This window comes from Bacillus sp. LBG-1-113 (genome assembly GCF_020708615.1).
Lineage (GTDB): Bacteria > Bacillota > Bacilli > Bacillales > Bacillaceae > Bacillus > Bacillus mojavensis.
This window is the reverse complement of the sequence record NZ_JAJFDG010000004.1, coordinates 91,394-115,909: the sequence shown is the minus strand read 5'-3', so window position 1 is coordinate 115,909 and position 24,516 is coordinate 91,394. Positions and strand designations below refer to the sequence as shown.

Sequence of the window (24,516 nt, the reverse complement as noted above, 5' to 3'; positions counted from 1 at the left end):
TGTTTTGCGATAAATACTGTGAGAAAATCATATTTATTTAAAAACACCATAGATAAGGGGGAAGTTGCTGTTGAGCTGGTATATTGATCCTGATATTTTATTAAAATTGGGCATTGCCACTTTAATTGGCATGGTCATCGGGCTGGAGCGCGAGCTGAAGAATAAGCCGCTCGGGTTAAAAACCTGCATTGTTATCGCCGTCAGCTCATGCATGCTGACGATCGTCAGTATTAACGCGGCATATCATTTCCCTAAATACTACCGCATCATGATGGATCCGCTGCGTTTGCCGGCGCAAATCATCTCCGGTGTCGGGTTTATCGGAGCGGGTGTTATTTTGCGGAAGAGCAACGATGTTATTTCCGGCTTAACCACATCGGCTATGATTTGGGGTGCGGCCGGGCTCGGACTTGCAACCGGAGCGGGATTTTATAAAGAAGCCTTTGCCAGCCTTCTGTTCATCCTGATCAGCGTTGAATTTCTGCCGTGGGCGGTCAGAAAAATCGGTCCAGACCGTCTGCAGGAAAAAGATATCCGCATCAGAATGTCACTTTCCGATAAAAACAAAATGACAGAGATTTTAAAAGAAATGAAAAGAAAAAACATTAAGACACACTCCGTCCGAATCGATGACCTACATGAAAAAGAATTTCCGATCATGGAAGTCAAGGTCCGTGTCCATAAAAACAGATACACGACCGATGTCTACTATGATATAAAAGACATTGAAGGTGTCGTCGGCGTGAAGTGCGATACATTATAAAAGCCAATGGGGCATTATGTCCCATTGGCTTTTTGTGTGGTAAAAAAAACGTTGAAGTCTCTATTATATTCAAATAAAATACATATTAGTGAAATAATATAATAAAAGGAGATGTTTCTTATTTCAACCCGGTTCACAGTAACTGTCACCCTCATTTTAACTGCTTTCTTATGTATTTTTGCTGTAACAGCATTCACCTCCCCTTCTACTTCTCAATCATCTAATAGCAGCCAGAGCAAGAGTCCCAAAAATATTATCTTTATCGTCGGAGACGGAATGGGTATGCCTATGATTAACAGCTATAGAACATTAAAAAGCGAAAAGCTGAACACTCCCGTACAGACAGCATGGGATTCTTATTTAACTGGAATGCAGATGACACACCCAAATGATCCTAGAGACAACATCACTGATTCATCTGCTGCTGCAACCGCGATGGCCACCGGAACGAAAACATATAATGACGCCATTGCTGTAGACAACAAACATCAGCAGCTCAAGAGCGTAACAGAAGCTGCCAAAGAGAAAAAGATGTCCGTCGGCTTCGTCGTGACTTCGGACTTAACCGACGCCACTCCCGCTGCTTTTGGCGTTCATAACGTCTCACGGAAAAATTACACTGAAATCGCCGATCAATTCTATGATGATCGCGTTAACGGCTCCCATAAAGCTGATATTTTACTGGGAGGCGGAGCAAAATATTTCATTCGTAAGGATCGAAACCTTGCTGAGGAATTCCAAAAAGACGGCTATCATTATGTGACAACAAAGCAAGACCTGAAAAATAATCAGCACGGTAAGCTGCTTGGGCTGTTTGGAGAGGTTGAATTGGATAAAGCGATTGACAGAGAGAACAGTACACCTTCTCTAAAAGACATGACAGAAGCCGCACTCAGACAGTTACAAAAGAACAAAAACGGTTTTTTTATGCTTCTGGAAGGAAGCAATATTGACAATGCAGCCCATGAAAATGATGTGGTAGGCGCTTTGAGCGAAATGGAGGACTTCGAGAAGGCCGTTCAATCGGCGCTTGATTTCGCAAAAAGAGATAAAGAAACATTGGTTATCATCACCGCTGATCACTCTACAGGCGGGTTCTCCTACGGCGCTGAAGGCATGACGCGCGAGACCGGCTATAAATGGGACCCTGCTTCGATCATCGCCGCAAAAAAAACGCCGGGCTATATGGCGGAAAAGATCGCTGAAGGGCAAGATGCCGAAAAGGTACTGAGCACTTATATTGATTTGGAACTGACGGAAAGTGAGATAAATCAGGTGAAAAACGCAGCCTCACAATCGGATACAGCAGCTGTTCAAAAAAGTATTCAACTGATTTTTGATAAACGGTCTTTTTCAGGCTGGACGACATTAGCCCACACCGGGGAAGACGTACCAGTTTATGCTTATGGGCCGGGAAAGGAAAAATGGAAGGGACTCATCGACAATACGCAGCAGGCAAAAAACATTTTTGCTATTTTAGAACAAAAATAAAAAACTCCGGCGCACAGCCGGAGTTTTTTTTAGGAGCGCCGGTCCCGAACAGGGTCGGCGCATATTTCTTAAGCCAAAGCCGAAAAGTCAAATTCGGTTATCGGCGTTTGATTTTCGATATCGTTTCTGAATCCCTTTAGCATTTCTTTTTCTTCTTCTCCTATTGAATCAAGGTCAAACATTTGATGCAGCAATCCATAAATCAGCATATGGCGCAGACGGAGAAAATCCGGGATTTTCTTGAGCCATACGGCATCAATTTCATTTTCCTCCCTGTAGCCTTTCATAAAATTCGTCATAAATTCTTCTGTAAAAGCAGTTTTATTTTCATATGGAATAACCGGATACCACAGCACATTGTAGAGAAGGATGCTTATATCATTGACGAACCAGTTATAGCCGATATCGTCAAAATCAAACGTAGTGATTTTCCCATGATCCCAATTAAAATTTCCATGGTGCAGATCAGCGTGAACCAAGCCGTAACTATCCCGACCCTTTGGCAACTGACGCAGCTCTTCCATTAAAGCATCTGCCTGCTGAAAAACCTTCGTCTGATCTTCAGGAACATACTTTCTGAGCTTCAGCTGTTCCTCTTCATCCCACTCCTGTCTTTTAAAAGCAGGATTGCTCAGCTTGTAGCTTTTTGTCAGACTGTGCATTTTCCCTGTATATCTGCCAAGCTCGAAAAATAGTTTTTCATTCCAGTCAGATTCGTCTACTTTATGCCCAGGCGCTTTCTCATATACTCTGAGTAAAAACGCTCCGCCATTTCCATCTGGCACTTCCTCAACATCTTTTCCATTTAGCGACGGGATCGGTTTGGCTACTGAGAGTCCTCCTTCAGCAAGGTGATGGAGCCACTCCATTTCTCCCATAATGTAATTAGGCGACCTGCGAATTGTGTGTGTAATCTTTAAAATATAAGACTCATTGTCTTTGGCAAACTCATACACATAGTTTTCCGCATCGGCTAAGAATTGCACCTGCTCTCTTGTAAATCCATATATAACGGCAGCTTCTGCCAGAACCTTTTCTTCATTGAATATTGCTTTAATATCTTTATGCATGCTGATTCTCCCTCTTCATATATTTAGATAATTCTCTTATCGTGTGTTTTTTTGCAAAATTCAAATCATTAACATACCAGCCCTTCTTTTCCATCTCTACTTCCATTTTGACAGCGAGAAGCGAATTTCCTCCTAAATCAAAGAAATCGTTGTCAATTCCTACATAATCCAAGTGGAGAATATCTTTCCAAATGTCCGCAAGTATTTTTTGCTGTTCTGTTTCCGGCCCGCTTTCTTCTGCTCCAGCTCCTATATGTTCCTTCACTAATAGAGCTCGCAAATGCTCCGGCCGGTTTGTATCTAAGGCCACTAAATATGGAGAATGCAGGGATTGTTCAGCATGCAGCACTTCCCAATGAGCATTTGTGTTTTCAATGAAAGCTTGCGGCAATACATCACTTGCAGCCGTTTTCTCCGTTCCATCTGGCGCAGGCTGCCGAGAGGATGCCCATTCGATATGCCCGCTTCGATCCTCTACATCATACACAGAGATGTGATAAACCCGATCCGCTTCTTCTTTAAAACGATGCACAGCCAAGAATTCAGAAAAGGCCCGGTTTCTGCCTGAATCCTTAAACTCCAAGGATAGCGTCGCAAGCTGTTTTTCCCGTGCATATGAAGCCAGCCCTGACAGCACTTTATGTTCTATTCCTTTGCCTAATGCGCGGCAGCTGAGCAAAAATGTATCGATCTTTAATGAGTCTTCCATTAGGACTCCCATGATCGCACCAACAATGCCTTCATCACTAAATCTGTCCGCCGCTTCAACAATCCAGCCGATGTGTCCGTCCGTATCAAGCCGCTGGGCAAGCTTCTCCTCTCGGTAAACCGACGGATTCAAATTGAACTGATTGATTCTCGCACTCATTTGAGCAACACGCGGCAAATGCTCTTCTGTCATTTCAGTCAAAGCGACACGCAGCCCTAAGCCGGAGAGAAATTCTTCAAGTGAACGGGCCGTTTTGAGATCTATTTTTCTTTCTTGCGCGGCCAAGTACCGTTCCGTGCGTTTATGATCAGCTTCTGTCACTCTGAACCTGTCAAATGCCCAGATGTGTTCTAAAAACATTGGGATGGATTCCGTATCAGACGGCAGAAGCAAGGTTAGAACCTCAGGCAGGCGTTCGTTCATCTCAAGGCATTGAGCAGGATCATCATCTAAGAATATAAACCGATCCGCAGAGATGTTCAGCTCATCCGCCATTTCTTTAATATTTCTCGCTTTTTCATTCCAATTAACGCGAGATAGGACAAAGTCTTCCTTTTGCAAAATCATATCCGGATGACGTTCAAATACATCCCAGACGTCTTCTTCGTTGTTTCTGCTTGTCAGCACAAGAAGCAGACCCTCTTCTTGTTTTTTCTTTAAGAATCGCTGCAGCGCTTGATGAGCAGGAGTAACGGTGATCCCATCCGCCCCAGCTTCAGACACTGTACCGCTCCACAACGTGCCGTCACAATCGATGGCAGCCGCTTTAAATGGAGGTTTCAGCCATGCCGTAAGCTCGCGCGCCACCCGTGTACCCATCGCCGCATAAAACTCTTCAGTGAACGGTATTCGTGCCGCTCGTTCACTTTGCGGGTCAAAAATATCATCAAGCTGGTACGTTTGTTGGAGAGTGCGGAGATCAACCAGATGGATATCCTTTTCGTCAGCTAGCTGCGATACCCAATTTTGCTGTGCCTGCATGATGATGTCCCAGAGCCGCCCTTCTCCCATGTTTTCCAGTGGCAGCAATCCGATGAAATAAGGCACTTCCTTTTTCTTTCGCTTGATGATGGCAAGCAGTTCGTCTGAATTATATTGAAGGTGAGAAATTCTTTCTTCCAAAGAGAGCCCAGCATCTCCCGCCATGTCCTCAAGACGGATCAGGAGCAGATTAGCACCGTTTTTTTGGCGTGACAGCAGGCTTTCTTCATTAAGTAATTCTTGAAACACCTGCCCGTAAGGAGACAGCTTTACGTCAAAATGAATATCAAACTGTTCACCCCACCATTTTAGATAAGGCACAATCGGATCAGCTGTGAAATTGGAACAAACAGCTAATGGACACTCAATTGTTCGGTTTGCTTCGCTCTCCCTTTTTCGCTTTGCCTCTTCCTGTTCTTTTTGGCTGAGCACCGGAATGTCCTTTATGATTTTTTCGGGATCTTCTGCAGCTCTTTCGGCTAGAGAGATAAAATGAGAAACAAACGCCTGCATAGATTCATGAGTGAAAAGAGAACGGTTGTATTGAAGCACACATTTAAGCTCTCCCGTCACTTCTTTCACAACATCCATTTTCATATCAAGCTTTGAAATGCCCTTTGCAAATTCATATGTTTCAAATGTCAGTCCATCAGCCTCTATTTTTATATTCGGGTCATACTCATTGTGATAAATCAGCATGGTGTCAAAGAAAGGATTATGATTCGGCTTAATCACCGGCTGGAGTGCTTCCGCCATTTGATCATATGGATAATCCTGATGGTCATATGCTTCAAGCAATGTTTTCTTCGTGTATTGAAGGTTATCAGCAAACGATTCTTCTGGACTTAAATGAACTTTAATCGGAAGGAAGTTCGTAAACATACCGATTGTATGCTCAATATCCGCATGACGCCGGCCTGCCACCAATGAGCCAATCATCAGCTCCTGCTGGTCTGTATAGCGGGACAGGAGCATGGCATAAAGCTGGAACAGCATGACGTTGTTCGTCAGCTGCTGCGCCTCTCCGATTTTCTCAAGCTTTTCTAAAACGTGCGGAGGAATTGTAAACTTGATTGCCCTGCCTAAAAAGCTTTGTTCTTTACGCTCGTAATCAAGCGGCATATCCAGCACAGGCACTTCGCCCTCAAGCTGTTTCAGCCAATACTCTTTTTGGCGTTTAAACATTTCGCTTTTGAAAAATGACTGCTGCCACTCCGCGTAATCCTTGTACTGGACCATGCTACCGGGAAGCTGTTCTCCTCTGTATAATTGGGTAAATTCTTTGATAAAAATATTCATCGAGGCGCCGTCTGCCACAATATTATGCATATCAACCAGCAGCGCGTGCTTTTCTTCCTCAATTTTAACGAATTTTACCCGAATTAATGGGGAGACCTTGAGATCAAACGGCCGGATAAATGAACGGATTTCGTCATCAAGCTCGTCCATGTTCGCCTGTGTTTGTTCAATCGAAAAATCAAATTGCTGATGGATTCTTTGAACAGGCTCTCCATCCTTTATTTCAAACGTCGTACGAAGTGTTTCATGTCTTTCTATCAGTCGTTTAAACGTATCCTCGAAACGGGCGGCATCAATTTTCCCAAGGCATAAAAGAGCCATCGGCATGTTATACGTGGTAACCTGCCCGATTCTTTGATGAATTAAATACGTTCTCCGCTGTGCCGCTGACAGCCTGTAGACATCTTTTTTCTCCGCAGGCTGAATAGCTGTATATTGATTTCGGTCAGAGCGCTCGATAAGCGCGGCAAGCGTACGGATTGTCGGATGCTGAAACACGTCGCTTAACGTAAGGTCCGCCCCAAATTCCTTGTGTATGCGGGAAATGAGACCGGTGGCATTTAATGAATGCCCGCCTGTTTCAAAAAAGTGAGCATCCAAGGTGACACGTTGGACTCCAAGTATGTCCTTCCACATGACGGCCAAAGCCGCTTCTGTCTCAGTAAATGGAACATCAGATCCTGTATCATCAGTCTGTCCGTCATTTGTTTGCTCTGGCACCAAAAGCTGAAAGTCTTCCGCTGAGCGTGCTCCCGGCTGTTCTTTTACCCGATCAATCCAGTAGCGCTCTCTTTCAAAAGGATACGTCGGAAGCGGAATAAGGCGGCATTGTTCCTGATCATAAAAAGCTTTCCAATCGATTGGAACCCCGTGCAACCACACATCTCCCAGCCTGCTCAGCAAATAACGGTAATCGGTGGCTGACTCCTTCGGATGCCTCAACAGCTGGATTGCGATTTGCGACTGATCCTCCGCCTGATACAGCTTGCTGACAAACGAACGTAAAGCATTTCCTGGACCGACCTCTATAAAAATCGGATTCAATTCTTCTTTTAAACGTTTTGCGCAGTCCATAAATCTGACGGTCCCCCGCAAATGATGAGCCCAATATGTCGGGTCTCCGGCTTCTTCGTCTGTGATCCAGTCCCCTGTTACATTTGAGACAAACGGGATCTTTTGATTTTTAAATTGATAGGCTGAGAGTTTATGTTTCATGTCCTCTAAAACCGATTCCATCATATGTGAATGGAAAGCATGAGATGTATGGAGCTTTCTGCAGCTGTGCCCCTCGGCGCTCAACTTCCTTTCCAATGCCTCAATCGCGTCTGATTCCCCTGATACAACACATGAATCCGGTGCATTCACAGCAGCGATTGAAACCGTTCCGTCTGTATACCGTTTGATTTCAGCTTCGCTTATAGAAACGCTGAGCATGGAACCGGACGGCAGTTTTTGCAGTGCAGCTCCTCGAAAACTCACGATTTCAAGAGCATCTTCCAAAGAGAGCACACCTGAAATTGCTGCAGCTGTATACTCCCCAATACTGTGTCCTGCCATTGCTTTTGGCTTAATTCCCCAGTGGATCAGCATTTTTGCAAGTGAATATTCGATACAGAATAGAAGAGGCTGCGTATATTCAGTTTGATTAATCAATCCTGCATCATGCTGATTATCATTTGAGAAAAGCACCGTGCGCGGATCTGTATCCATGTGATTTTTTAATATGTCAAAACAGTCATCGAGCTCTGCCCTGAAAACCGGTACGGTATCGTAGAGCCCTTTAGCCATATCAACATACTGCGCTCCCTGTCCTGGGAAAAGAAAGACGACAGGCCGGCTTGCAGTTTGGGAGCTTCCGGTTTTAACAGACTCATGGCGGTTTTCATGAATAGCTTGAAGAAGCTCAGACACATCCGAGGCCACAATAGCTCTTTTATAAGGGAACGAATGTCTCCCCGTTTTAAGCGTGTATGCTGCATCAGCCAGATTGACCTGCTGATTTTTCATAAAATAGTCTGATAGCCGATCTGTCATGTTATCTAACGCTGCCGGCGTTTTGGCTGACAGCACGAAGAGTTCCGCATCATGTCTTTGACCTGTCCCGTGCTCTGCCGGCGCTTCTTCCAATATAACATGGGCGTTTGTTCCCCCTATGCCGAATGAGCTAACACCCGCCCTGCGCGGAAATTCATTTTCTTCCCAAGGAGTGAGTCCCGTATTGACGACAAATGGTGATTGTGCAAAATCGATTTTGGCGTTTGGTTTTTTAAAATTCAGAGTCGGCGGGATCACCTTATGCTTTAAGCTGAGTACAGCCTTCATAAATCCAGCCACACCTGACGCATCATTTAAATGACCGATGTTGGACTTGACAGACCCTATTCTGCAGTAACCGCGGCGGTCTGTTTGATAGGCTTGCTTTAAAGCCTCAATCTCTATGGGATCACCGAGTGTCGTGCCCGTGCCGTGAGCCTCAACATACGTAATGGTTTCAGGATCAACCTCGGCTATGTGCAAGGCTGTTTTGATGGCTGTTACCTGACCTTTTGTGCTTGGCGCCGTATATCCCACCTTACGGCTGCCGTCATTATTGACCGCCGTTCCTTTTATCACAGCGTAAATATGGTCTCCGTCTGCTTCCGCATCCTCAAGCGTTTTTAAAATTACAGCTCCGGCCCCATCTCCAAAAACTGTACCTGCCGCCTCATTGTCAAAGACGCGGCAATGTCCGTCTGGAGAATGAATCATGCCTTCTTGATAGAGATATCCAGATTTTTGCGGAAGGCGAATGGAGACACCACCTGCGACCGCCATATGGCAGTCACCATTTAATAAAGCCTGAACGGCAAGGTGAATAGAGACCATCGAGGTCGAGCAAGCAGTTTGCACCATCATGCTCGGCCCTTTTAGATTGAGCTTATAGGAAATAAGTGTCGCCATGTAATCCCTCATATTCAAAACAGCTGTTTCAAGCGTCTTCGAGTCTTCTCCCGATTTAGCACCCTGAAGAGCCCTCAGAACCCATTCTGCATTGAGGCCGGCTCCGGTATAAAGACCGATCTGCCCTTTATAAGTGAAAGGATCATAACCGGCATCTTCCAACGCAGTCCACACGCATTCATGAAAGATGCGAAACTGCGGATCCATCATGGCCGCTTCCTTCGGCGTATAGTCAAAGAAGCCGGCGTCAAACAAGTCTACGTCCTCCACAATTCCTTTTGCTTTTACAAATCGCGAATCATTCAGCAGCTCTTCATCGACGCCCTCTTCTTTCAGTTCCTCATCAGTGAAAAAAGAAATTGTCTCTTTCGCATTTATCAAATTGCTCCAAAACTCCTGCATGTTTTTCGCTCCCGGAAATCGTCCTGCCATTCCGATAACAGCAATTTCAGCTCCGTGATTCGAATTGTTAGAATTACTCATCTATTCGCCGCCTCTCAATCTTTTATCTCGCTGATTGCGCATCCGCGTTTTTCTCCGTCCGCTGGACACAGCCGCCAATTCCTCTTTCTCCTCATCACTTTCTTCTTGATCAGGACTAATAAATTGCGCTAAAGCAGCCACAGATGGGTATGTGAATAAAGTCACCACCGCCTCATTTGTTCCCAGTTCTTTATTTAGACGGTTTGTCACTTGTACAATATCTAAAGAGCTGGCCCCAAGATCAAAAAAGTTATCATGTATGCCGACCTGCTCCAAACCCATAAAATCCTGCCAGATGCCGCAAATGATCTGTTCTGTTTTGTTGCGCGGGGCGACATATGGATTATTCAATTCAGGTCTGGTGTTTACGGCGGCTGCCTTTTTCTTCTCACCCGCTCTGCTTTCTGTATTCATGGATACCCATTGCCTGATTCTGTGATCCAAATCACCTGTTGAGACCAATAAATGGCGATTACGGACATCAGACAGCACATATTGAAAAAGCTCGCCCCCTTCTTCGGGCAAAATCGCAAGATCAGCAATTGATTCTCCAATTGTAGATTCAAGCTGTCCCCAAAAGTTCCAGGCATCCCAATTGACGCATATCCAAGGAGTCTCGCTGCGCTGATTCATCTTCACGGAAAAGGCATCCATATAAATATTCGCTGCGGAGTAAGCGGAAAAACCGAGACCGCCGAGTAAAGCACTGATCGATGAAAACAAGAAGCAGAAATCTATTTTTTCGTTTTTCAATAACGATTCAAGCACTTCCAGGCCTCTTACTTTAGACTTGAATTGATCTTCTCCGCCTTCAATTGCTGCAGGTATATCCTTAATGGCCCGGAATGATGAACTGCCCGGGAGACCAGCGGCGTGAAAGACGCCGTTCAGCTGCCCGAATTCAGCATGGATTTCTCTCATAACAGACTGCATATCTAACAGGCTTCCTGCATCCGCCTGAAAGGCTGTCACCTTTGCGCCCAGCCGTTCCAATTCTTTTATTTTTCCGATTTTCACCGCTATCGGATCATCTTCCTGATGTTCTTTGCACCAGCTTTCCCACTGGCTTCGCGGCGGAAGTTCGCTTCTTCCTGTCAGAACCAGACGGACATTCCCTTCTTGCGCAAGCATCTTAGATAAAACAAAACCGATTCCGCCAAGTCCTCCAGTGATAAGATATACGCCACTCGGGCGGATCATCTCTGGCAAGCCGGATGTTTTATTTAACTGAATAGGCTGATACGTCTGCACCCATCTGCGGCGGCTTCGATATGCGATAATCTGATCTAGATCCGGGGCTTCGGCTTCCTCCATGATCTGGTCAATCAGCTCCTCTTCTTTCCATGTCAAAATGTCCGGTAAAGGAGGGATATCAATGTTCCAGCACTTCATATGGTTGTATTCTTGCGGTATAACTTTCACCGGCCCTAAAATCGGGGACTTTTCTGCATCGATTTGTTCTTCTCCCGTCACCTCATGAATGCCGCTTGTCAGCACAAACATGTCACATTGATTCATTTGTTTTTGATTGGCTGCTGCCTGTGCAGTAAAAATCAAACTGTAATAGCCGCTTTCACTGTAAACACTGAATGATTGCTGAGCTTCTCCTTGTTCAGAAACGCTCCATAGATGCATTATGCGGTTTGGAAGAAGTCCGTCTGAAGCAAGTGACGAAAACAAACGCTCATAATGCGTGCTGTCGGCCGGATTAATGACATATAATCTGCTGTTCACCTTTTCAAATTGCCGGCCCCTTGTAACAACTGCCGCTTCATGCTCATGACGGCGTATCGTTTGCACCAGCCGGTCTCCAAAGGCTGTTCCTTCATGAAAGACAAGCGTTTTCCCGCTTTCAGCTGGCTGCTCTTGCTTTCGACTGTTTACGGACTGAATCTTTCTTTCCCATGATGGAAGGTAGAACCATTGATCCATCGTCTTCTTTCGATTTGGCTCATCAGCTGCGGCGAAAGCAGCCGTATTATCAGCCGCATCTATCCAATAGCGTTTTTTCTCAAAAGGATAAGGCGGCAGTGATATGAGACGCTTAGACTTATCACCGCAATACTGGTTCCAGTCAATCTCATATCCGCATACCCAAATCTGGCCTAATTTCTTCAAGAAATAAGCATGGTCATTAGCCGTTTCTTGAGCATGCCGGACTGTATGAACGATGTCATGCCGGCTTGTTCGCTTCTTATGCCTTTTGGCAAATGTACTGAGTGTGCTGCCGGGACCGACTTCGATCAACAGCACGTTTTCATCACTTAGAATTTGCTCTAATCCTTCTTGGAAACGCACTGTGCCTCTCAAGTGCTGAGACCAATAAGTCGGATCTGCTGCTTGTTCCGGCAGTATCCATGTTCCTGTTACGTTGGAGACAAAAGGAATACTTGGGGGATGAATATCCATTTGCTTTACAAGCGCTTCAAATTCCGCAAGAATCGGCTCCATCATATAGGAATGAAAAGCATGAGAAGTATGCAGCTGCCGCCCGGCAATGCCCTTCTCTTCAAGGAGAACCGCTAACGCCTCAATCTCCTCACTTTTTCCGGATACTACGCATAAATCATGAGCATTGACAGCCGCAAGCGATAGACCGTTGGCAAGCAGCGGCTGCAGCTCATCCTCGGATAGCTGGACACTCATCATCGCCCCGGACTCCAATTTCTGCATCAATCGTCCCCGCTCCATGACCAGCATTAAGGCTGTGTCTAACGAAAACACGCCTGACAGGCACGCTGCGGTATACTCGCCAATACTGTGCCCGATCATATAATCCGGTGAAATGCCTGCGCTTTGCAGCAGCTTTGCGAGCGCGTATTCAAAGATAAACAGCAACGGCTGCACAACAGCAGTATCCGTCAGTCGCACCCCGTCTTTTGAATCTGGAAAGACGGTCGCCTTCAAATCCATCTGATGTGTTTTTTCAGCCAAGGCAAAGCAGCGGTTTGCTTCTTTCTGAAACACTGGTTCTGCTTCATATAAATCTTTCATCATATCAATATACTGAGAGCCTTGGCCTGAAAACATAAAGGCAGCCGGGCGCCCGCTGTTTCTTTGAAAGCCTGTGAGTTCTGCGCCGCTATCCCATTCCGCTGATTTTGACAGCACGACAGATTTCCTGTATGGAAATTGTTTTCTGCCGGTTTGTAAGGTATATGCCACATCCTCTAACGGAACGTCCGGATGCGTCTGGAGAAATTCCTTCAAACGATTGGTCATCCGGTCTAAAGCTGTGTCAGTTTTAGCTGACAAAACAAGCAGATGTCTTTGTCTTTCAGAAGCTTCTTTGCCTGACAGCGGCTCTTCTTCCAGTACGACATGTGCGTTTGTCCCGCCGATTCCGAAGGAGCTGACACCGGCCCGCCTAGGATAACTGGATTCCTTCCAGTATTTTGCCTCAGCATTGACATAAAACGGCGTCCGGTCAAATTGAATATGCGGATTAGGCGATTTATAGTTCAAACTTGGCAGAATTGTTTTATATTTTAGCGATAAGACGGCCTTAAAGAGGCCGGCAATACCTGCAGCACTGTTTAAATGCCCGACATTGCTTTTAACTGACCCGATTGGAACTGTCATCGTTTTATCACTTTTAAAGACCTGGCTCAGCGCTTCTATTTCGATTGGGTCGCCCATTTTTGTACCGGTTCCGTGAGCTTCGATATACCCCACTGTTTCCGGATCGACACCGGCATTCTCGTACGCATTCTTTAATACTTCTGCCTGACCTTCTACACTCGGAGCGGTAAAACCGACTTTTCGGCTTCCATCATTATTCATCCCTACCCCTTTTATGACCGCGTGAATGGTATGTCCTTCCTTAACAGCGTCCTCATACCTTTTTAAAACAATGATTCCGGCACCATCACCAAAGACTGTACCGCCTGCATCATGATCAAAAGGTCGGCAATGCCCGTCCGGTGACTGAATCATACCGTCCTGATACACATACCCTGATCGCAAAGGCGTGCTGACGGTTACGCCTCCCGCAAGCGCCGCGTCACATGCCCCGCTTTGCAGCGCCTGACATGCCGCTCCGATATTCACTAAAGAAGTGGAGCAGGCTGTTTGCATCGTGATGCTTGGTCCGTGCAGGTTTAATTTATAAGCAAGCTGGGTACTGAAGAATTCTCTGTCATTTAACAGCATGGAACTGAACTGTTCGGCCCCATCCAGCTTCCCCGCAAAACGGGTAATCCATTCAAGGTTCGGACTCGTCCCGGCATACACGCCAATTTTACCTGTTGTTCGTTCCGGATCGCAGCCCGCATCCTCTAACGCTTCCCATGCGCATTCATGCAAAAGCCTGAATTGCGGGTCCATCAGTTCTGCTTCTCTTGAGGAATATTGGAAAAAGTCAGCATCAAACATATCGGAATCCTCGATGATACCCTTCGCTTTTACATAACCGGGATGCTGCAAGAGCTGATCATCAATGCCTGACGCTTTTAATTCTTCATCCGTAAAGAAACTGACAGATTCTTTGGCGTTTACGAGATTATTCCAAAACTCATCCAAATTGCCGGCTCCCGGAAAACGTCCTGCCATGCCGATGATCGCAATATCAGATCCCCGGCCGTTCGGAAGGCTTTGCGGCACCTTTTGATGCTGCGTCTTTTGCGGCTGCCCGGTCATCGTTTGAACCTGTTGATGAAGATGCTTCGCCAAGCTGCGAACTGTGGCAAATTGATAAAGCATAACCGGATCCACTTTCCATTTCAGATAATCCGTGAATTTTGCCGCCAATTGAGAGATATCAAGTGACGTAGCCCCTAGCTCAAAAAACGGCATCTCATCGTCCAGTTCATGGTATCCAAAATGCTTTATGACAATTTCACTGATTGCCTTTTCAACAGCTGATAACGTCAAGACCGATAATTCGGGATGCGGATCCGCCTGTTGCTGAGGCGCACCTTCCTCCCTATCCTGTGCTAAGCTGTCAGGCAGCGGGAAATGCTGCTTTGTAAAAGGGTAAGTCGGCAGTGCTAATCTTTTATTATACTGAGGTTCATGCAGGGCGCTGAAATCAATCTCGACGCCAAGACTCCACAACGCTCCGTATATATGTAACTTTAAAACGTCTGTGTATCCTCGCGTGCCAAGTTCACCCGTCAAGCCAACTGATCGGCGCTCTGTAAATACTGATGCACCCTGAGTCAAACGTAGATCTATGCAAACAGCAGGTTCCTCCCGCAAGCAAGACGAGATGTGTTCAAAGAATCGAATCGGCTTGCAAATTTGGCCGGCCCAATAGCTGGCATCTGCTGCTTCGTCATTTGTAAGAACTTTTCCAGTGACGGATGAAACGACTGGAATGTCTGGTGATCTTATTTCCATCGTACCAAGGAAGCGCATGAATTCTTCCGCTGCGTCAGCCAGCAGATCCGATTGATACGCGGTATTTCCATCAAATAACTCAGCAGCTATTCCTTCTTGTTCAAGCCGTGCCTTCAGCTGATACACATCCTCTGGCAAACCGGAGACAGCACAATACCGCTCATCAATCAGTGCAAGAGATAATGATTTTTCTAAGTATTGAATGATATCCGATTCTGATAGACTGACACCGAACATTTTTCCTGCTGGGGACACGCTGATTAACTCTCCACGTTTATATGCAGCAATGGCACCTTCTTCAAAGGAAAACATCCCTGCCGCACAGGCCGCCGTAAACTCTCCGAATCCCCGCCCGATAAAGCGGTCTGGCGTAATGCCGATGTGCTGTAAAAAACGGGCTGCGGCGAATTCCATGATGAACGACAACGCATGGACCAATCCCAGCTCTTTCTCTTCTCGGTATGTTTTTGGGGCAGAAATGCACGCTTTTAAGAAGCTGAGGACATCCTGCTGAAAAACGTTTTGCAACTGTTCAAGACAAACATCAACTTCTTTTTTGAACAGGTTCTCTGTGCAGTACAGGTGCGCATATCGGCCAAAGCCCTCTTGAACGTCTCCCGCAAATACAAACATGGTACTGCTTGGAACAGCTGTCGATTCGCTGATTCGTTTCTCACGCCGATGATCAGAAAGCTGATCAAGCAAATCCTTTTGATGTGAAGCAACAAATGAGATTCTGTACTGAAATTGTTTTCTGCCAAGCTGTAATGTACGAGCTATGGCTGGCAACGGCGCTTCGGGATTCCGGCGAAGAAAATCAGCCATTTGATCCATAGAGCGGTCAAGCTCTTGCCTTGTTCTCGCAGAAAGAACAACAAGCTCAGGACTGCCGGCTGGCATTTCATCAGTAAGAAATGGAGGCTCTTCAAGGACAACGTGCGCATTAGCCCCGCCGATTCCAAAGGCGCTCACTCCGGCTCTTCTCGGTCCTTGCAGAGATTCCCACTCGGTCAGTTCTGTATTGACGAAAAACGGCGTGTTCTCAAACTTGATGCGCGGGTTCGATTTTTGATAGTGAAAAGCGGGCGGTAACTTTTTATAATGTAGCATCATAACGGTTTTGATAAATCCTGCTATCCCAGATGCGGCGTCCAGATGCCCGATGTTCGCTTTAACAGAACCAATGCGGCAATATGCTTTTTTATCTGTATTGAAAGCACGGATAAGCGCCTCTATTTCGATCGGATCTCCGACTGGCGTTCCTGTCCCGTGGGCCTCAACATAACCAATGGTTTCCGGGTCCGTTTCCGCCATTTCCATAGCTGTGGCAATGACATTTGCCTGGCCTTCCACACTTGGAGCCGTATACCCGGCTTTATTATTTCCATCATTATTAATTGCAGAGCCCTTGATAACCGCATAAATCACATCGCCGTCAGCTTGGGCATCTTTCAATCGCTTTAATGCAACCACTCCGGCTCCTTCACCAAAAATGGTTCCGTTCGCCTTTTCATCAAATGGTCGGCAATGACCGTCTGATGAATAGATCATTCCTTCCTGATAAAGGTACCCAGATATATGCGGCAGGCTCAGGGTCACACCTCCAGCTAATGCAAGGTCACATTCTCCTCCAATCAAGCCCTGGCATGCCATATGAATCGCGACAAGAGAAGTCGAGCAAGCGGTTTGAACGGATACACTCGGACCTTTCAAATTAAGTTTATAAGCGATTCGTGACGCGAACGACGAATCATTTAAGTGCATGATTTGAAAAGCGTCTTCATTCTTATGAAGAGAAGACATATGTCGGCCCATCCAGGACAAATTGCTGGAAGCACCAGCATACAGCCCGATCAGCCCGTTAAATCGTTCAGCATCACAGCCCGCATGCTCCAGCGCTTCCCAGGTACATTCATGCATGAGTCTGATTTGAGGATCCATCAAAGCAGCTTCTCTGGGTGAGTAGCCGAAAAACTCTGCATCAAAGTCAGAAACTTGATCAATGATCGGCTTTGCTTTTACATACTCCTCTTGATGAAGCAGCGACTCATCCACTCCGGCTTCTTTTAATTCTTCATCGGTAAATTGAGTGACCGATTCTGTTCCTTTTAAAATGTTGCTCCAATACTCATCAATATTTGCCGCGCCTGGAAACTTGCCTGCCATACCGACTACCGCTATTTCCAATCCTGTTTCTGTCCATTGTTTATCGTCAGCCATGGAAATCAGCCTCCCATCTATTTTCGTCTCATTCGCTGTTTTCGCCGGTTTTTCCCTTCATTTATGACTTTTTGGCGATCTGGCTCTATTCCTTTTTTGTGCAATTCATCACCGCTTTGCTGAGATTTGACGGCTTGGGTTAGCGCTGCAACCGTCGGGTGGCTGTACATCATCACAACCGGGATATCCACGCCAAGTTCAGCTTTGATCCTGCCGCTTACTTGAAGAAGATCAAGTGAAGAAGCCCCTAATTCAAAGAAATTTATATTTACATCAGTCTCGGAATGAAAATAATCTTTGAAGATATCCATCAGCCTTTCTTCAAGAGTGTCCAAGCGCTCTTTCGTCAGTACAGGCTCTGCGTTTTGTCCATCCTTTTTCACATAGCTGTCTTCTATTCGTTTGTGTACGTCCTGCAGTGAAATCAGCACTTGCGGATAGTTCAGCTGCAAAGCTTTCCTAAACGCATTTGCGCCTAGAGCCGGCAGGATTCCTTTGTTTTGCTCATCTGTGTTCACTATTTTCGAAAGGATGGCTGCCGTTTCCGATTCATGCGACATCCCTACTTGTTCCCAGCGGTCCCAGTTGACCGCTATCATGTTTTCGCCTTCTTTTCTGCATGCATGTGCAAAACTGTCCAAAAATGCATTTGCTGCTGCGTAGCCGACCTGGCCTCCTGCTCCTAAAAACGAAACCAAAGAGGAACAAAGCAGAAAGAAGTCCGGATGTTTGTCTCTAAATGCTTTTCTTAACAGAGCAGTTCCTGCGATTTTGGCTTTTGCCATATGCCACTCATCGTCTGGTGTCCTTGCTTGAATCACTTTACCATCGGGAACGCCCGCTGCATGAATAACGCCATGAATGTCTTGTCCGAACCGGTATTCTGCCTTTTGCAAAGCGTTTTGAAGCTCTGCCTCGTCTGAAACGTCCGCCTGCAATACCAGCACCTCAGATCCCAGCTTCTCAAGCTCAGCCACCGCTTTGAGTTTTCTGGATTCAGCCGTGCCGTTTTCGGCTTCTTCCATATCTTGCAGGCTTGTTCGGCTTAGCAGCACCAGTTTTGCTTGAACCTTTTCGGCTAAATAAGATGCAAGCGATAATCCGATCCCGCCGAGGCCTCCTGTAATGAAATAAACACCTTTGTACCTGAGAGTGTCCGTCATATCCATCTCATCTTGTTTGACCGCCTGCTTCGCCCGCCGAATCCACCTGCTGTTTCCTCGATAAGCCACCACTGGCTGATCATCTTCTTTAGTCAGTTCATAAGAAATGATTTCAGCCCAGCCTGATTGACCGTGCCGCGGATGCGGACAAAGATCGACGGTTTTGCAGCTGATTTGCTTATACTCTTGAGGAATGGTCAGACAGACTCCTGTGAGTGCGGCCTGGTGGGGCTGAAGGTCTTCCATTCCCGTCACATCATGCGCCTGATTTGTCACAGCGGTGATGTTCATTCTTTTATTACTCTCTGCCAGCAACCGGACAAGATCAAGAAGAGGAAGATAACCGGCTAATGTGTGTTCCGCAATGTCCGCATCACAGTGATTAGAATCCTGCATCCACATGCAGAGGATTTCATCAGGGACAAATCCCCTTATTTTCAGCTCATCCAGAAGTTTTTGCAGATGAGAGGTTTCACGATGATTTACTGTAAACGTGTTTCTGTCTATTTCTGCAAAGCGATCACCCGGCAGGACAGACACTGCTTCCGCTTGCTGTTTTAAGAGATATTGGCTGACATTACTGTTTTGTTCAAAAATGAGTATCTGCTTTCCTTTGTGGGTTCTTGTCTTGATAGCCGGTTCTGTTCTTTCCCAGATTGGGATGGAAAACCATTTATCAAAAGGAAGCTGCTGTTCATCCGATGTAGCACTTAGTTTTAATTCTTTTTTGATCTTCTCCTCCATACTGCCTTGAGACGGTTGCGGATCGGGAAATATTTGATGCTCAAAAGGATACGTCGGAAGCGGAACTCTTTCGTATGAGTCATCTTGGCGAAAATGCTCCCAGCTGAAGCTTGTACCATGCGCCCAAATCTTACCGATGCTATTTAACAGATATGTCCGGTCAGACGATGCTTCTTTCGGATGCCTGATGATGTTTACAGCGGCATGCCGATCAGTGAAGCTCTTATGCTTTCTTACAAATTGCGTTAATGTATTCCCCGGTCCGATTTCGACAAATACAACGTTGTCCATTCGCAGCAGTGTATTCAGCCCTGAATCAAAGTCAACCTTTTTCATAATATGAGAGGCCCAATAATGCGGATCTGCCGCCTGCTCCCCTTTTATCCAATCACCTGTCACATTCGAAATAAAGGGGATGCCGTTTGCTTGTAATTCCATATCTTGAAGACAATCAACAAAACGGGATGCCGCCGGCTCCATCATGCTTGAATGGAACGCATGAGACGTTTTTAAATGCTGAATCGCCACTCCTTTTTTCTGCAGGCTGGCGGCAAGGGCATTAATCGGCTCTCTTTGCCCCGATACAACCGATAAACCCGAGCTGTTTGAAGCCGACAGCTCAACTCCCGCCGTCAATTCCATCTCTGTCTCTCTGCAAGGCAGGGCGACACTTAGCATTTCTCCCTCGGGCATATCCTGCATCAGCCGGCCTCTCACCGCCACCATATGGAGGGCGTCTTCTAATGAACAAACGCCGGACAGGCAGGCTGCCGCTATTTCCCCTATACTGTGGCCGATCATGTACTGCGGCTTAAGCCCCTTTTTGATTAAGAGGGACGCCAGCGCATATTCAAAAGAAAACAGAATCGGCTGCGTATACGATGTTTGATGGATAAGCCTTTCAGCTTCTGCGCTTTCTGCTTCATCAGCTGGAAACATCACGCTGCTTATATTGATTCCTTCCTCTGATTGGAGAATGGTAAAACAGCGTTGCAACTCCTCATGAAATATAAGCTCCGTATCAAACAGCTGTTTCCCCATATTGACATATTGGGAGCCTTGTCCGGAAAACATAAAAACGACAGCCGGCTTCTCCAGCGCCAGAGAAGGCTTTGACATTCCGCTTGTTATCCCTAAAGGACCTGCCGTAAAAGCCTGGCGGTACTGAAAATGCTGGCGGCCCTCCTGCAGTGTGTACGAAATGTCCTGAAGGGGCACCTCTTTGTTCTCTTTTATAAATTGCTTCACCTGATCGACAGCCTTCACCGCGGCTTTTTGAGATCGGGCAGATACAAGCATGAGTGACTCTTCCTGATCTTTATAACATCGTTCCTTTAGCGGCGGCTCCTCCATAACGACATGAACATTCGTGCCGCCGATACCGAAGGAACTGACCCCCGCCCGGAGTACCTGGGCAGATGTTGTCCATTTTTTTGCTGATGCGCTGACATAAAAAGGGCTGTTTTCAAAATCAATTTTCGGATTTGGCTTTTGATAATGAAGGCTTGGCGGCAGGGTTCTCGCTTTGAGACTAAGCGCCGTTTTAATCAACCCCGCAATTCCAGCGGCTGAATCCAAGTGACCGATATTTGTTTTAACTGACCCTATTGCGCAGTACTGTTTTTTATCGGTTTGAAACGCTTGTTTGAGCGCCTCTATTTCAACAGGGTCCCCAAGAGAGGTGCCCGTGCCGTGTGCTTCGATATAAGAAATGCTTTCAGGCTCTACTCGGCTGATATTCAGCGCTTTTTTAATGACATCCGCCTGCCCTTCGATACTCGGGGCGGTAAAGCCAACTTTCCGGCTGCCGTCATTATTATAGGCTGATCCTTTAATGACAGCGTAAATATGATCTTGATCCTTCAGCGCCTGCTTTAAGGTTTTCAACACGACGACACCGCAGCCTTCACCGCCGACCGTCCCTTTTGCTTCTGCGTCAAAGGTACGGCAGTGGCCGTCCGGCGACATAATCATCCCTTCTTGATACATATAGCCTTTTTTGTGGGGACAAGTCACCGTCACTCCGCCGGCGAGCGCCATTTTACAGTCGCCAGTAAGCAAAGCCCTGGATGCGAGATGCACAGCGGTGAGAGAGGAAGAACAGGCTGTATCCACTGCGATGCTCGGTCCTTTTAAATTTAATTTGTAGGAAACTTGCGTATTCATAAAATCCTTATCCGTCAACTGGACTGCTGCAAACTGCTCAGAAGAACTGCTGCTTCTCAACAGCATTGAGCTTGCCTGCCAGTACAAATTTGCAGAAGCCGCGCCGAATAAGCCGATAGGCTGCGAATAGTTTTCCGGATTGTAGCCCGCGTTTTCAAGCGATTCCCATGCGACTTCATGAAACATTCGCACTTGCGGGTCCATCACCTCAGCCTCCCGCTGCGAGTAGCCGAAAAACGCCGCATCGAAATGGTCATGCCTGTCCACTTTTCCTTTGGCTCTGACGTAATCCTTATGATCCAGTTGTTCTTCAGGAACACCAGCTTCCATCAGTTCTTCTTTTGAGAAAAACGTAATCGACTCCGTGCCTGTTTTGAGGTTCTCCCAAAACTCCTCAATATTTCTGGCACCTGGGAAACGGCACGCCATTCCAATAATAGCTATTTCTAAGCCTGTTGTTTTACTCATCAGAGTTCCCGCCTAACAGTTGTACGACATTTTCTAAATCTTCCGCTGCCTCTTCCGCCCCCTCAGCATCTGCTGCAGAATTCTCAGGCTCCACTTGCCGGCTGAGCTGGGCTGCTATTGCCGATACGGAAGTGTATTGGAACAGTTGAATAACTGATAACTCCTGCCCGAACTGCTCTTTCATTTTGTTCGATAGTTCAACGATATGAAATGAGTTTCCGCCGATATCAAAAAAGTTATCCTCCATGCTGATATCAGATTCAGGGATATTCAAAATCTCGGCAAAAATTGAAACTAATTTTTTCTCGGTTTCATTGTGCGGTTTTATGACTTTCTCGAGCGATTCAGGCTCTTCCGTTGGATCAGGGAGCGCCTGAAGATCGAGCTTTCCCGACAGGTTCATCGGAAATGATTCCACCCGAATGAACCGTCTCGGGATCATATAACCGGGCAGCTTTGATGCTAAAAACCCTCTCATTTTTCGAGTTTTCAGCTTTTGATCGGAAATCAGATACGCCACAAGAAACTGATCATTTGATTCCTTCCGAACTGGAATGACCACAGCATCATGAATGATTTGTCCGGACTCGCGGTAATCTAGCAGTGTCTGCCTAATCTCATCAAGTTCCACTCTGAATCCTCTGATTTTCACTTGATCATCGTATCTGCCGAAAAATTCGATCAATCCGTCAGAACGCCATCTCGCTAAGTCACCGGTACGATAAAGCTTGCTGGCAGGAATATATTGCGGTACTGTAAACTTTTTAGCCGTCAGCTCAGGCTGGTTGATATATCCTCTAGCCACCCCGTCGCCTGCAATGCATAATTCTCCGTACACGCCGATCGGCACAGGCTGGCCGCAGTGATCTAAAATAAAAATCTGCTCATTCGGCATCGGCCTGCCGATCGGCACAGCTGCTTCCTTCCAAGACTCGGGAATGATAAAAGCGGCTGACTGTACCGCGCATTCCGTCGGTCCGTAATTATTTGTCATCACTGGCTTGTCAGCTCGAAACGTTTGTAAAAATTGCTGAACCAATTGGGGCGGTAGGACTTCGCCACCAGCCAATATTAACTTCAGCTCTTCAACGTGATGCGGCTCATTCTCATCAGCCGCTTTGATCATAAGGCGTAAATGGGATGGCGTTGCGTCTGAAATATGAATGCGATTCTCTTCATAAAATGACCACAGCCCTTTTCCATCCATCCTCGCATGATCCGGTGCAATATATAAGGTGTGCCCGAGAAGCAGCGCGGGAAACAGCGTTTGCACCGAAGCATCAAAAATATGTGACGCAAGCATTCCTATGCGGAGGTGCACTTGTGAAAGCGGCTGAAAATGAATGCCGTCCAGGCCAGACACCAAATTGACGACTTGACGGTGCTCAACCATCACGCCTTTCGGTTTGCCAGTTGTCCCGGATGTATACAGCACGTAAGCGAGGTCTTCAGGAGACGGCTGACGCTCCTGCTCCGCTGCCTGATCGAATTTCAGCATCTCCTCTATAAACAATCTGTTTTGCCGGTCAGCAGAATTGGCAGTGTCTTCATTCGTGATCACTAAAAGCGAACCGCTGTTTTTCAGCATATATTCCATCCGCTCAGACGGAAGATTCACATCTAGAGGCAGATAGGGACAGCCAGCTTTCAAAATGCCCAATATGCCAATCACCATTTCAGCCGAGCGATCGACCATCAGCCCCACAGGCTCCTCATGGCGAACACCTTCTTTTATCAAAAAAGCCGCGATTCGGTCTGACAATTCATCTGCCTCACGGTATGTGAAGCTGACATCTTCATAAACAATCGCAGGCTGATCCGGCTTGCGATCGGCCTGTTCTTTGAAAAGGTCGACAATGGATTTATTTTTCGGATATGGCTGATCTGTTTGATTAAAAGCGGTGGTGATTTGCTCTCTCTCTTCTTGAGAAAGAAATTGCAGCTCAGAGATGAGTGTCTCTGGTGCTGACATTGCCTGCTCTGTCAGCGTGCAAAAATGTCCCGCTATCCGTTCAGCAGTTTCAAATGTGTAATGCTTCAAATTCCAGCTCACCTTACCAGTCAATATCCCTTCATCACGCTGGATAGAAATCAATAAATCGGTGTCCATCTCTTTCAATGACGCAGGCTGCTGAAGGCCAGCCACTGCAAGGGAAATCCCGAAGCGGGGCTCCCCCTTTTTATGCAAAGGATGAAGCTCATCCAACAGGATTTTCACAGGATAATTTTGATGGGCATGCGCTTGTTGAAAAGCCTGTTTCACCCGCTCAAGGCAGTCTCTGAAACTCATAGAAGGATCTGTTTTCACCAGCAGCGGAAGAAGATCATTGATTATCGGCTGCGTTTCCCGCTGCTTCAGTACAGGAGCCGCCGTTATGATATCCGTCCTTCCGGTGTACCGATGCAGCAGTGTGACCGCTGTAGTCATAAAAATGATAAACAGACGCAAATCCGATGCTCCGGCTGCCTTTAAGATGGCCTTTTCCAGCTGAGGCGGAAATGTGAAAGTTAATGAAGCTTCTTCATCTTTTTGGTCAAGGTGCTGTGAATGATAAGGAAAACGGCAGTCCGTCGGGATATGAGATAATGCAGCCGTCCAATATTGCCGCTCCTTCACTTTTTCAAGAGCTGCAGTTTTCAATTGAAAGACATCGGTTTGATTCATTCTATATTCACCTA

The 24,516-nt window shown here is 46.4% G+C and carries 7 protein-coding genes; 2 read left to right on the top strand and 5 right to left on the bottom strand.

All coding sequences use genetic code 11. The features are described from left to right. Positions 1–64: 64 nt before the first annotated feature. Complete coding sequence (locus tag LJF29_RS12245) at positions 65–763, top strand: MgtC/SapB family protein (RefSeq protein WP_229148773.1); 699 nt, start codon at positions 65–67, stop codon at positions 761–763. A 111-nt stretch (positions 764–874) separates the two neighbouring features. Continuing rightward, positions 875–2,254, top strand: a complete 1,380-nt coding sequence (locus tag LJF29_RS12240; protein WP_088116669.1) for an alkaline phosphatase — start codon at positions 875–877, stop codon at positions 2,252–2,254. 68 nt (positions 2,255–2,322) lie between these two features. Here LJF29_RS12240 and LJF29_RS12235 read toward each other — a convergent pair whose 3' ends face one another. From LJF29_RS12235 to LJF29_RS12215, 5 genes are read right to left on the bottom strand one after another with little or no spacing between them, the layout of a single operon-like run. Continuing rightward, entirely contained in the window at positions 2,323–3,324 is a 1,002-nt protein-coding gene (locus LJF29_RS12235; protein ID WP_229148769.1) for a phosphotransferase enzyme family protein, read from the bottom strand. Then, positions 3,317–9,736: a type I polyketide synthase gene (locus LJF29_RS12230; protein WP_229148768.1), complete on the bottom strand. Its 6,420-nt coding sequence runs from the start codon at positions 9,734–9,736 to the stop codon at positions 3,317–3,319. Before LJF29_RS12230 ends, LJF29_RS12235 begins: the two co-directional genes overlap by 8 nt. After that, on the bottom strand, positions 9,737–17,296 hold the full coding sequence (locus tag LJF29_RS12225) for a type I polyketide synthase (protein WP_229148766.1): 7,560 nt from the start codon (positions 17,294–17,296) through the stop codon (positions 9,737–9,739). Between the two features lie 17 nt (positions 17,297–17,313). Next, entirely contained in the window at positions 17,314–21,837 is a 4,524-nt protein-coding gene (locus tag LJF29_RS12220; protein ID WP_229148762.1) for a type I polyketide synthase, read from the bottom strand. Then, on the bottom strand, positions 21,830–24,502 hold the full coding sequence (locus tag LJF29_RS12215) for a non-ribosomal peptide synthetase (protein ID WP_229148760.1): 2,673 nt from the start codon (positions 24,500–24,502) through the stop codon (positions 21,830–21,832). Before LJF29_RS12215 ends, LJF29_RS12220 begins: the two co-directional genes overlap by 8 nt. Between the last annotated feature and the right edge of the window lie 14 nt (positions 24,503–24,516).

Coding starts and splice junctions, on each gene's coding strand:
- LJF29_RS12225 (WP_229148766.1), bottom strand. CDS start 17,296: ATGGCTGACGATAAACAATGGACAGAAACAGGATTGGAAATAGCGGTA.
- LJF29_RS12230 (WP_229148768.1), bottom strand. CDS start 9,736: ATGAGTAATTCTAACAATTCGAATCACGGAGCTGAAATTGCTGTTATC.
- LJF29_RS12240 (WP_088116669.1), top strand. CDS start 875: ATGTTTCTTATTTCAACCCGGTTCACAGTAACTGTCACCCTCATTTTA.
- LJF29_RS12235 (WP_229148769.1), bottom strand. CDS start 3,324: ATGCATAAAGATATTAAAGCAATATTCAATGAAGAAAAGGTTCTGGCA.
- LJF29_RS12220 (WP_229148762.1), bottom strand. CDS start 21,837: ATGAGTAAAACAACAGGCTTAGAAATAGCTATTATTGGAATGGCGTGC.
- LJF29_RS12215 (WP_229148760.1), bottom strand. CDS start 24,502: ATGAATCAAACCGATGTCTTTCAATTGAAAACTGCAGCTCTTGAAAAA.